The 12633-nt window shown below is 61.8% G+C and carries 8 protein-coding genes; all 8 read right to left on the bottom strand.

Annotation, left to right across the window (positions count from 1 at the left end; translation table 11 throughout):
* Positions 1-109 precede the first annotated feature (109 nt).
* The 8 genes from AC0L26_RS05455 to AC0L26_RS05420 all read right to left on the bottom strand — a co-directional run bounded on the left by AC0L26_RS05455 (position 110) and on the right by AC0L26_RS05420 (position 12601).
* Positions 110-2689 carry a bifunctional diguanylate cyclase/phosphodiesterase gene (locus AC0L26_RS05455; protein WP_473632132.1) on the bottom strand — a complete coding sequence of 860 codons (2580 nt, stop codon included), beginning with the start codon at positions 2687-2689 and terminating at the stop codon, positions 110-112.
* Positions 2690-3001: 312 nt separating this feature from the next.
* Positions 3002-3874 (bottom strand): class I SAM-dependent methyltransferase, encoded by an 873-nt coding sequence (locus AC0L26_RS05450; protein ID WP_352932820.1) that lies wholly within the window; start codon positions 3872-3874, stop codon positions 3002-3004.
* A gap of 251 nt (positions 3875-4125) precedes the next feature.
* Complete coding sequence (metH, locus tag AC0L26_RS05445) at positions 4126-7935, bottom strand: methionine synthase (protein WP_473631642.1); 3810 nt, start codon at positions 7933-7935, stop codon at positions 4126-4128.
* Positions 7936-8048: 113 nt separating this feature from the next.
* Positions 8049-9116: an ornithine cyclodeaminase gene (locus tag AC0L26_RS05440; protein WP_473631640.1), complete on the bottom strand. Its 1068-nt coding sequence runs from the start codon at positions 9114-9116 to the stop codon at positions 8049-8051.
* A 29-nt stretch (positions 9117-9145) separates the two neighbouring features.
* Positions 9146-9775 (bottom strand): FMN-binding negative transcriptional regulator, encoded by a 630-nt coding sequence (locus AC0L26_RS05435; protein WP_473631639.1) that lies wholly within the window; start codon positions 9773-9775, stop codon positions 9146-9148.
* A 65-nt stretch (positions 9776-9840) separates the two neighbouring features.
* The gene (locus tag AC0L26_RS05430; protein WP_352932808.1) at positions 9841-10722 is read right to left on the bottom strand and encodes a branched-chain amino acid ABC transporter permease; all 882 of its coding nucleotides are present in this window, start codon (positions 10720-10722) and stop codon (positions 9841-9843) included.
* 3 nt (positions 10723-10725) lie between these two features.
* A complete protein-coding gene (locus tag AC0L26_RS05425) occupies positions 10726-11430 on the bottom strand; it encodes an ABC transporter ATP-binding protein (RefSeq protein WP_354493813.1) in 705 nt (234 codons plus the stop codon).
* A 4-nt stretch (positions 11431-11434) separates the two neighbouring features.
* Entirely contained in the window at positions 11435-12601 is a 1167-nt protein-coding gene (locus AC0L26_RS05420) for an ABC transporter substrate-binding protein (RefSeq protein WP_473631638.1), read from the bottom strand.
* Positions 12602-12633 lie beyond the last annotated feature (32 nt).

The following is a 12633-nucleotide window of genomic DNA, read 5'->3' as shown; positions in this document are numbered from 1 at the left end:
AGTCGTCGAGGCCAATGGTGGTAGGCTGTTTGGCAGCGTCTGTACTGCAGTGGTACGAACTTCGATCGGGCCGCTTCGCTGCCGGAGGCCCTGAGGCTGATGTCAACAGTCAGCTGGCCGTGCGCAGACGCCGAGATCGAACAAAGGCCTTTAGCCCCTCGGAATCCAACGCATGCCCGAAGGCGTGACCCTGCAGCATATCGCAGCCCAAGCGCTTGAGTATCCTTGCGTGCTCCATCGTCTCGACACCCTCCGCCACGACCTCGATACCCAGGGCTTTGCCGATCTCAATGATCGACGAGACGACCTGCCTTCGTTGCGGCGATTTGACAATTGGGGCGACCAGCTGGCGATCTATCTTCAGCCGGCGAGGCTGTAATTTGAGCAAACTGACTATGGAGGCATAGCCAGTACCAAAATCGTCTATTTCCACATCAATGCCGAGTTCTTTTATCTGCTCAACATTCCATGTAACAAGATCATCATTGTCGTCGAGGAAAATTGACTCGACCAGCTCGAATGAAACTGTACCTTTCTTGATGTTTAGTTTCTTCAGACTCTTAATGAGTTCTTCATCTTGAAGGCGTCGTGCAGAAACGTTGACTGATACCCGCGGAATGTGAACATTCGCAGCAGACCACCCTTCGAGATCCAAAAGCGATTGCTCCAGAATGGTTCGATCGATGATCGAGACGACATTCAGTTCTTCCGCAATCCTCAGGAAGACATCGGGCGCCAAAATACCCTTCTCCGGATGTCTCCATCGCGCCAGCGCCTCGACCCCAACAATTTCGAGCGTTTTTGCGTCAAATTGCGGCTGGTAGAAGGGAATGAACTCGTTGCGCTCAAGGCCGCCGAGAATTTCGTCGGCAATCCGTTTTGTGTCGACGATTTCGCTTTGCATCGCCTCGGTGAAGAATTCGTATCGATTGCGCCCACGCCTCTTTGCCCGATAAAGTGCGATGTCAGCGTTGACCAGCAGGTGTTTGGCTTCGACATCTTTTCCATTGTCGACTGCAATTCCCACGCTCACGCCAAAACGGCATCGATGGCCCTGATAGTAGACGGGCTCTCGCATCTGGCTGATGACGCGGTCAGCAAGCTGCGTCAGTTGCCTGATAACGTCATGCACCACGCAAAGGACGATGAATTCGTCTCCTCCGATCCGAGCGACGAACCCCTCGCCGTCGACCTTGGACCGGAGGACAGCCGACGCATGAACAAGCATTGCGTCGCCCGCGGCATGGCCAAGCGTATCATTGATGTGCTTGAACCGATCCAGATCTATGTGAAGCAGTGCCACATGCCCGCCGACGCGCCGGGCGTTTGCTGCGTAGTCTTCCAGCACCTGGTCCAGATAACGCCGGTTGGGCAAACCGGTCAACGAATCGTGGAGCGCAATGTGCTCTATGCGCGCCTTGGCCAACTCGAGTTCTGCATTTTTCGACTCGGAAAGCTGTTTTGCGCGAACCAGATCCTTGTTCAGCAGGACATCGGCTGTGACATCCCATTCGGCTCCGATCATTTTCGGGGTGTCGTTTGCGATCCGGTAAATTGTTGCCTTGGATCGGACATGACGAATCTCGCCATCCGGCCGAATAATCCGGTATTCCGACAAATATGGTTCGCCGCCGGTCATCGCGCTGTCGAAATCGGCGTGGGCGCCAGCCACATCATCCGGGTGGATTGCTCCGGCCCAGTCCAAATAGCCGCGGCGCTCCCCAGCTTGTCTGCCGTATATTTCGTTGACGCGATCGTCCCAGGTAAGTTTGTTGGTCGCGAGATCGTGTTCCCAAACGCCAATAGCCGACGCTTCCAGAGCGAGTTCCAGGCGTCTCGACAACCGACTCCGTTCCGCATAGTTGCGCTGTCTCTCGCCAATCAGGCGGCCCGTAACCAGGATGGGGATCACAACCAAGGCCCCGGCCGCCGCCATGATCGCGCGCAACAACCACGCGTTGTCGGGCGTCGAAGGCCAGCCGTTTTTGGGGATGGCGGCGATCCGCCACGAACCGGACGGGAGCAGAACGTCGGCCGTCACCGGATTGCTTTTGCCGACCCCCTTATTGCCGAAGAATTGATCTCCACTTGCACCGAGAGCGTCCTTACCGATCAGCGCTACATCAATCCCGAGATCATCGTCGAGCAGACCGCTCGCCTTATACAGGCGCTGCACGTCGACAACGGCCGAAATGATGCCCCAGAACCTTTCAGTGTTGCCCGCACTCCGTACAAAAACCGGAATACGACCGACGAAGCCTTGTCCTCCCTGCATCAAGTCGACGGGACCGGCAATAATCAGCTTGCGCTCGTCTCGCGCCCTTAGCGCGGCCGCGCGCTGCCGCTCGTCATTGCGGTAATCGAGCCCCAATGCCTTCTCGTTCCCCTCCATCGGGTACATCAGGGAAATGACCAGATCGGGCGCGCCGGCAATATTGTTCAATTGCGAGTCCCCGCCAAACAGGTTCCTCGCGAGCGAGGCGAAGCGTTGCTGTCCCATATAGGGTTCAGTCACGACCGTCGCGACCAGTCCCTGCACGAGTTGAAGGTTTCCGTTGATGTTGCCTTCAAGCTTGGCGCGGATAAGATTGACCTTGGCCAGCACATCCGCACGGGCGGCTTGGTCCGAGACGACTTTGTTCTGGTGGTCCGCGAACGCCGCGCCAATGGCAATAACGACAACCGCCATCGCCGCCGGGATATTTGCCGACGAAAAAACAGCCTTCTTAATACCGCCGAACCTAGCGCGGAAAAGAGCCAATAGGCGATTCCTCAGCTGCCATTCAGGTCCTCGGGCCAACCCGACGACGGAATATTAGCTGTCAATATTTAATTTTGACCTTCACGGGTCCTAAAATTTTTGCCCTTCCGAGCGCCTGATGCCTGCCGCTGGAGCGGCTGGACCGGCACGCTGCCTTCGGGCGATCGACGGCACCGCCGCTGCGAGCAGAAAAAGCCGGCCGGCAGATCGGTCGTCTTGCCGGAGTAGGTGTTAGAAGGACTAGTGGCTCTCAATCGCCTTGGGCGTAACAAGATATGGTATCTTGCCGACGCTACGCTTCGTCGCGCCAATGGAATAGGCCATTGGAATCTTCGGAGAGTTCTCCGGCAAGCGGTACATATCCTTGCCGGCCCTCACGGCAAACGAAAAGTGCTGCCACGAAACCGTGTCATGCTCATTGAGAAAATCAAGCGTCAGCCCGGCTGCAATCAGCGCGTTCACCACGTCGCTGATCGGATGAATCCACTCATAGTAGCGAGGGTGCTTCAGGATGCGGTCGTCGCCGGTATAGGTCCGCTCCTCGTTCCACGCGAGTGGCCGGGCAATTGGCGTTCGCCAGTCGTGCTTGAACTCCAGCGCCGCAGCCTTGCGGTCACACTGGAACATCAACGGGTGGCCCTCGGCCAGATAGAGCCGGCCGCCGGGCCGCAGGAGATCGGAAACCACGCGCGCCCAGCGGAAGACGTCGTCCAGCCAGTTTACAGAACCCCAGGTAACGTAAGCGATGTCAAAGGTTCGGCCGAGCGCTTCGACCGCCTCGAACAATGGCGCTTCCACGAAGCGTACATCGGTGCCGGTGCCCGCCTTCGCAGCGAAATCCCGCGCCGCTGCGATCGCCGTCGGTGAAAAGTCGAGGCCGGTCACGCTGCCCGCGCCCAGGTTCTTCAAGCTGATCGTGTCGAGCCCGATATGACATTGCAAATGGACGATATCCTTGCCGATGATGTCACCGACCTCGCGCGTTTCCAGTTCATAGAGATTGGATCCACCGGCCAGTACATTTTCGATGTGGTAACTGCCCGTCGTGTCGGTCGAATGCAATTCGGCCCGATCATCCCAATTGAGGCGGTTCGCACCCAGAAACGCTTCCAAATTGCCCCCTCAAAGTCCCTGTCGAGACCATTCTTGGTAAACAGAACGTTAATATACTTTGCAGCTAAAGGGTCGCGCGTCAATCCGAGGCGGGGGCCGGCGCATCACTGCCGTAGACGAGGCTCATCATTGCCCTGGCCAAGGCGGACGTGCCAATCAGTTCGTCCTGTCTGTGCAGAACGAATGTGCAATCAGGGTAAGGCTGCTGTCATTGAGGCGCCGGCTTCTCGCCCATTGGTCGCGGCGCGATTTCACGCCGCTGCGTCCAGCCCCTGCGCCGGCACATAGTTGAGTATAGGCCCGAGCCAGCGCTCGACCTCGACAAGCGGCATGCTCTTGCGCCGCGCATAGTCCTCGACCTGGTCGCGTTCGACCTTGGCGACGCCGAAATAATAGCTTTCGGGATGCGACAGATAGATGCCGGAGACGGAGGAGCCCGGCCACATCGCAAAGCTCTCGGTCAGGCTGACGCCGGCATTGCGCTCGCCGTCGAGCAGGCGAAACAGCGTCGCCTTCTCGGTGTGGTCGGGCTGCGCCGGATAGCCGGGCGCGGGGCGGATGCCGCGATAGGGTTCGCCGATCAGGTCATCCGGGGCCAAATCTTCGTCCGGCGCATAGGCCCAGAACTCCTTGCGCACCTTCTCGTGCATGCGCTCGGCGAAGGCCTCGGCGAAACGGTCGGCCAGCGCCTTGACCATGATCGACGAATAATCGTCGTTCGCCCGCTCGAAGCGCTCGGCGATCGCCACTTCCTCGATTCCGGCAGTGACGATGAAGCCACCGAGATAGTCGGCCTTGCCGCTGTCGGCGGGTGCTACGAAATCCGACAGCGCGACGTTGGCCTTGCCGTCGCGCTTGGTCAGCTGCTGGCGCAGCGTGAAGAAGGTCGCCAATTCCTGCGAGCGCGCGTCGTCGGTGAACAGCCTGATGTCGTCGCCGATGGTATTCGCCGGCCAGAAGCCGATGACGCCCTTCGGCGCGAACCATTTTTCCGCGATGATCTTTTTCAGCATCGCCTGGGCGTCCTCGAAGAGCTGGCGTGCCGCCGGCCCTTGCGCCTCGTCGTCGAGGATTTTGGGGTAGCGCCCCTTCAGCTCCCAGGTCTGGAAGAACGGCGTCCAGTCGATATAGCGGGCGAGCTCGGCCAAGTCCCAGCCTTCGAAGGTTTTCAGGCCGAGGAAGGACGGTTTTGGCGGCTCGTAGGCCGACCAGTCGATCCTGTGGGCGTTGGCCCGCGCCTTGGCGAGCGGCAGCCGCTGCTTATCGGCTTCGCTGCGTGCATGCGCATCGGCAACCTTCTTGTACTCGGCACGGATATTGTCGACATAGCCGCCCTTGGTTTCGTTCGACAAAAGTGCCGACACCACGCCGACCGCACGGCTGGCATCGGTGACGTAGACCGTCTGGCCTTTCGAATAGCGCGGATGGATTTTGACCGCCGTATGCACGCGGCTGGTCGTCGCACCGCCGATCAACAGCGGAATGTCAAAGCCTTCGCGCTCCATCTCGGCGGCCATATGCGCCATTTCATCGAGCGAGGGCGTGATCAGGCCGGACAGGCCGATAATGTCGACCTGTTGCTCGCGCGCCGTCTGCAGGATCTTCGCCGCCGGCACCATGACGCCGAGGTCGATGATCTCGTAATTGTTGCAGGCGAGAACCACGCCGACGATGTTCTTGCCGATGTCGTGGACATCGCCCTTGACCGTCGCCATCAGGATCTTTCCGGCGGTCTGGCGTTCGCCGGTGTCGACGCCGTTGGCGGCGTTCGCCAGCTTCTCCGCCTCCATGTGCGGCAGCAGTCCGGCAACGGCCTGCTTCATGACGCGGGCGGATTTCACGACTTGCGGCAAGAACATTTTTCCCGCGCCGAACAGGTCACCGACGATATTCATTCCTGCCATCAAAGGACCTTCGATGACATGCAGCGGGCGCTCGGCGGCAAGTCGCGCTTCGTCCGTGTCCTGGTCGATGAATTCGGTGATGCCGTTGACCAGTGCGTGCGAGATGCGCTGCTCGACCGGCCAGTCGCGCCAGGCCAGATCGCGTTCCTGCGCCTCCTTGCCCGCCGTGCCCTTAAAACGTTCGGCAAGTTCCAGCATGCGTTCGGTCGCGGTGCCGCCACCCTTCGGCTGGCGGTTGTTGACGACGTCCTCGCAGGCTTCGCGCAGTTCCGCATCGATGGTGTCGTAGACGGCAAGCTGTCCGGCGTTGACGATACCCATGTCCATGCCGGCCTGGATGGCATGATAGAGGAACACGGCATGCATGGCCTCGCGCACCGGCTCGTTGCCGCGGAACGAGAAGGACAGGTTCGACACGCCGCCCGATATGTGGACATGGGGAAGCGTCGCAGTGATCTGCCTGGCTGCCTCGATGAAGTCGACACCGTAATTGTTGTGCTCGTCGATGCCGGTGGCGATGGCAAAGATGTTCGGATCGAAAACGACGTCCTCGGGCGGGAATCCGGCCTGCTCGGTCAAAAGCTTGTAGGCGCGGGTGCAGATTTCGACCTTGCGCGCCTTGGTGTCGGCCTGGCCGTCCTCGTCGAAGGCCATGACGACCACCGCCGCGCCATACGCGCGGACGAGCTTCGCATGGTGCAGAAAGGCGTCCTCGCCCTCCTTCATCGAGATGGAGTTGACCAGCGGCTTGCCCTGCACGCATTTCAGGCCGGCTTCGATGATCTCCCATTTGGAGCTGTCGATCATCACGGGCACGCGGGCGATGTCAGGCTCGGCGGCAATCAGGTTGAGATATTCGACCATCGCCTGCTTCGAATCGATCAGGCCTTCGTCCATGTTGATGTCGATGATCTGCGCGCCATTGGCGACCTGGTCGCGCGCGACATCGAGCGCGGCGGCATAGTCGCCCGCCGTGATCAGCTTCCTGAACTTGGCCGAGCCGGTGACATTGGTGCGCTCGCCGACATTGACGAACGGAATCTCGTCGGTCAGCGTGAACGGCTCGAGCCCCGACAGGCGCATCTTCGGCTCGATGTGGGGGATGGCGCGCGGCGGATATTTCTTCACCGCCGCTGCGATGGCGCGGATGTGGTCCGGCGTCGAGCCGCAGCAACCGCCGACAATATTGACCAAACCGTCACGCGCGAAATCCTCGATCTGCGCGGCCATGAATTCCGGGCTCTCGTCATACTGGCCGAATTCATTGGGCAGGCCGGCATTCGGATAGGCACAGACAAAGGTGTCGGCGACGCCTGATATTTCGTCCAGATGCGCGCGCATGGCTTTGGCGCCCAGCGCGCAATTAAGGCCTATCGTGAACGGGTTGGCGTGACGAACCGAGTGCCAGAAAGCCGTCGGCGTCTGGCCGGACAGCGTGCGGCCGGACAGGTCGGTGATCGTGCCGGATATCATCACCGGCAGGTGCACGTCCTTTTCGATGAATATCTCGTTGCAAGCGAAGATCGCCGCCTTGGCGTTCAGCGTATCGAAGATGGTCTCGATCAGGATGATGTCGGCGCCGCCGTCGATGAGACCGCGCAGCTGCTCGCCATAGGCAAGGCGCAATTCGTCGAAGGTCACGGCGCGGTAGCCCGGGTTGTTGACATCCGGCGACATCGAGGCGGTGCGGTTGGTCGGCCCCAGCGCACCGGCGACGAACCGACGCCTGCCGTCCTCCTGCTCGGCCCGCAGCGCTGCCCGGCGCACCAGCCGCGCACCGTCGCGGTTCAACGCATAGACCGCGTCCTCCATGCCATAATCCGCCTGGGCGATGGCGGTCGAGGAGAAGGTGTTGGTTTCAAGGATGTCCGCGCCTGATATGGCGTACTGATAGTGGATCTCCTCGATCGCCTTGGGCTGCGTCAGGATCAAAAGGTCGTTGTTGCCCTGCTGATGGCAGGCGCACTCGGCGAATTTATCGCCACGGAAGTGGTTTTCGTCGAAGCCCAGGCCCTGGATCTGCGTGCCCATGGCGCCGTCGAGGATGAGGATGCGTTCGCGCGCCGCCGCCGTGAGCGCCGCAAGGACTTCCGAGCCGTCGGGCTTGGCCGCGACGGGGCCGAACAGGTCGTCCAGCGATGATGGTTTTTGCGACATATTTCGTCCTCGGCGCGACAGTCGCGCCTAAGTCACATAAAGACATCTTTATGTCAATATACGCTATTCGGCTGCTGCTGTCACCCCTGTCGATGGGGCAGTGCCTGCTGGCACTACACCGCCACCCGCCCTGTGTTCGCCACCACCGCAGCCCGCAGCAGCATGCCGAATAGGTCGCGCGGTTCGTCGGGATCGGCCAGCATGTCGAGTTCCTGATAGAGGCCGGTCGATCGCAACTGATCCCTGACATAGCGCAGCGCCGAGAAATCCTCGATGGCGAAGCCGACGGAATCGAACAGCGTGATCTGGGTCGGGTCGCGCCGGCCTTGTGCGACGCCGGTGATGACCTGCCACAGCTCGGTCACCTCATGGTCCGGTGCAAGCTGCTGGATCTCGCCCTCGATGCGGGTCTGCGGCGGGTATTCGACGAAGATGTCGGAGCGCAGCAGGATGTCGCGATGCAGTTCGGTCTTCCCCGGACAGTCGCCGCCGACCGCGTTGATGTGGACGCCCGAGCCGACCATGTTGTCAGTGAGGATGGTGGCATACTGTTTGTCGGCGGTGACGGTGGTGATGATCTGAGCGCCCTCGACGGCTTCTTCGGTAGCGCGACAGGCAACCATATCAAAGCCAAAGCCAGCCAGATTGCGGATGCATTTTTCCGTCGCCGAACGGTCGATGTCGAAGAACCGCAATTTGCGCACGCCGAGCAAGGCCTTGAAGGCCAGCGCCTGGAATTCGGCCTGAGCGCCATTGCCGATCAGCGCCATGCAGTCGGCGCCTGGCGGCGCCAGGTGCTTGGCCGCCAGCGCCGACATCGCCGCCGTGCGCAGCGCGGTCAGGATGGTCATTTCCGAGAGCAGCACGGGGTAGCCGTTGTGGACGTCGGCGAGCATGCCGAAGGCGGTCACCGTCTGGCGACCTTCGCGCATGTTCTTCGGGTGGCCGTTGACATATTTGAAGCCATAGACCTCGCCGTCGCTGGTCGGCATCAGCTCGATCACGCCCTCGGCGCTGTGTGAGGCGACGCGCGGCGACTTGTCGAACAGCTCCCAGCGACGGAAATCGTCCTCGATGTAGAAGGCGAGCTCGGTGAGGAAGCGCTCGACGCCGATCTTCAGCACCAGCTTCATCATGTGGTCGACGCTGACGAAAGGGACGATGTTGAGATTGGGGATCATTTTTGTCCTTGCCCGCATTCCTGCGATGGTCAGTCCTTGCGATGCGCGTTGTGCGCCTTCATCATCGTCGCCAGCGCAGGATCGCTCTGCTCCAACATGCCAATCGCCGCATTGGTGTCGTAGAGCCGTTCGTCCTGCCCCATCTTGAACTTGGCCTCGAGCCGCTCGATCGGCAGGTCGAAGCCGAGTATGTGCGGCACGCGCCGCTCCATGCCGCCCGGCCCGAGCTCGCGCATGCGCCAACGGTCGTCGCGGTCCTTTTCCAGCACGTCGACGAGCTGCAAGAGATGACGGGCGGTGGCGTGATCGTCGAGCTGAACCGGCCGGCCGTGGCAGTGGACGACGGCGAAATTCCAGGTCGGCGCGCTGTCGCGCACCGGGTTGCGCGGATACCAGGACGGCGAGATATAGCCATGCGGGCCGTGGAAGATGGCGATCGTCTCCCTGCCCTCTGCTATCAGCGCACTGTGCTGGTTCTGCCTGGCAAGATGCGACACCAGCGTGCCGTTCGGTCCCCGTTCACGGTCGAGCACGAAGGGCAGATGCGAGGCGACCAGCCCCTGCGGACCCGATGTCACCACCGTGGCGAAGGCCGCCGCCTCGATCAGGCCGAACACCTCGCTTAGGGACAACGGTGCGAATTCGGGCTTGCTATACATTCTATCCTTCTTGTTTAAGCATGATCTTTTTCCGAAAACCGGTTCCCACTTTTCGGGATCATGCTCTAACTTCTCTGCACGCGAACCGCCGGGATCAGACCTTGCGGCCGTATCAGCAGCACGGCGATGACGCCCGACAGCACGATGGCGTCGCGATAGGGTGCGACTGCCCCAGGCAGCGTCGCCTGCAGCAGCACCTCGATGATGCCGAGCAGGAAACCGCCGGCAACGGCACCCGGCAGGCTGCCCAGTCCACCGACGACAGCGGCGATGAAGGCCTTCAGCACCGGCGTGAAACCCATCAGCGGATCGACGGAGGCCCGCTGCGCCACCCACAGCATCGCCGCCAGTCCGGCCAGCAGACCGGACAGCAGGAAGGCGGTGGCGATGATGCGGCTCGCCGGAATGCCCATCAGGCGCACGACGTTGAAATCCTCCGCGGCCGCGCGCATCGCCGTGCCGGTGACGGTGCGGCGCAGGAAGAGTTCCAGCGCGATCAGGGCCAATGCCGAGACGACGATGGAGATGCTCGGGCCGACGCCGATGGTGAAGTCGCCGAACGAGAAGGCGCCGGTCATCCAGCTGGGCATGGCGACGGCCTGCGGCCGGGCCGAGATGCCGTTCTGGAAGACGACCTTCAGCAGGCTCGAAACGGCGAAGCTGGTCAGAAGCAGGCTGGTGACGCTGGCGCCGCGCATCGGCCGGAAGGCGACGCGCTCCATGGCAACCGCTGCCAGCGCACCGCAGGACACCGCAACGAGCACCGCCGCCGGAAACGGCAGGCCGAAAACCAGCGCGGCAAGCAAGGCATAGCCCGACAGCGTCATCAGCTCGCCATGGGCGAAGTTGATCAGGCCGACGATGGAAAAAACGATCGCCAGCCCCAGCGCCAGCAGCGCATAGACGCCGCCGAGGCTCACCGCATTGATGATCTGCTGCGCGATCATGGTTCAGGCTCCAAGATAGGCTTGGCGGACGAGGTCCGAACTGGCGAGTTCCCTAGCGGTGCCCGACAGCACCACCTCGCCATTGGCAAGCACGATGGCGCGGTCGGCGATCTCCAGCGCAAGCGCCACGTTCTGTTCGACCAGAAGGATGGTGAGGCCGGTGCGACGCAGTTCGGCGATCAGGTCGAAGACCGTGTCGATCAGTTGCGGCGCGAGGCCGAGCGACGGCTCGTCGAGCAGCACCATGCGCGGCTTGCCCATCAGGGCGCGGGCAATCGCCAGCATCTGCTGCTCGCCGCCGGAGAGATTGCCGCCCTTGACGCGGTGATAGCGCCGCAGGATCGGGAACAGCTCCAGCATCTCCTCTTCGCGCGCCCTCGCCTCCACCGCCGGCAGGTGCATCGCACCGCCGAGACGCAGATTGTCGGCAACGGTCAGGCCGGCGAAGATGCGCCGGCCTTCCGGCACCAGCGACACGCCCTTGCGGGCGATCGCCTCCGGCGCCATGCCAGTGATGTCGACGCCGTCGAAGACCACTTTGCCTGATACTGCAGGAACCAGCCCGGCGATGGCACCGAGCGTCGAGCTCTTGCCGGCGCCATTAGCGCCGACCAGCGCGATGATCTCGCCGCTGTCGACGGCGAGGTCGACACGGCGCACCGCCTCGACTTCGCCATAGCGTATCTTCAGGGCCTCGACGCTCAGCATGATGTCACGGCGCCGGCACGTCGGCTGCGTCGGGAATCATGGTCTTGATATGCTTGCCCTCGCCGCCCTCATAGCGCATCAGCGCCACGGGCCTCAGCGGCATGCGATCGGTGCCGGCATAGGTGATCTTGCCGGTGATGCCTTCAAAATCCTTGAGGCCGGCAATCGCGTCGCGGATCGCCTTCGGGTCGTCGGAACCGGCCGTCTTGACCGCCTGATCAAGGATCAGCCCGATCTCGTAGCCGTTCACCTCATAGGTCGATTCCGGCGCGTGGCCGGCAAATTTGGTGAAGGCGGCGTTGAAAGCCTCCAGCTTGCTGCCCGGCTCGGCATAGCCGGCCGCCGTGTAGACGACGCCATCGACCAGCTTGCCCAATCCCTTGATGGTCGGCGTGCCGATGGCATCGGCGCCATAGACCGGAATGGTGACGCCGGCGCCACGCAATTGCTGAATGAACGCCGGGAAATCAGGCTCGTAGGCGGCCGTCATGATCAGGTCTGGCTGGTCGGCGAGGCCCTTGATGTTGGTGATCTCGGCAGAGAAGTCCGGCTGGCCCACGGTGTAGGTGCCGCGGCCGGCAATGGCGCCGCCCTTTTTCTCGAACACCTTACCGAAATATTCCGGCAAATTGGCTGTGTAGGTGGAATCCGGCGAGGTCAGCAGGAAGACTTTTTTCTTGCCCTCGGCGATGGCAAAGTCGGCGACCGCAGTGGCCTGCACATTGTCGGCCGGATAGGTGCCGAACATGACGTCGCCGACAGCGCCAGTCAGCACCGGAGCGGAGCCGCACAGCGTCAATGTCGGAATGCCGAGCGGCTGAGTGAGCTGGCCGGCCGAAATCGACGGATCGGCGTCGCACGGCGTGATCATGATCTTGGCACCGGCGTCAATCAGCTCCTGGGCGACGGTGGCGGTCTGCGCCGTGTCGGAGCGGGTATCCTTGATCATCAGCTTGACGGTGTATTTGCCGCCAAGTCCGCCCTTGGCGTTGAGTTCGTCCAGTGCCATGCGCAGGCCGGCAAGCGCCGGCTGGTCGTAGGGAGCAAGGCCGCCGGTCTGCGCGGTTGCGGCGCCAATGATGATCTCCTCGGCGCTGGCGGTCGAAATGGCGGCGATGCCGAACACGGCCGCATAGAGGGCGGCGCGGTGAAGGCGATAAAGCTTTGGCATGTCGGTTCTCCTTCTGGATTTGTTATCGTTGG

It is taken from the genome of Mesorhizobium sp. WSM4823 (assembly GCF_055811195.1).
Note: the sequence above shows the minus strand (reverse complement) of the source record. Positions and strands in the feature narration are given on the sequence as shown.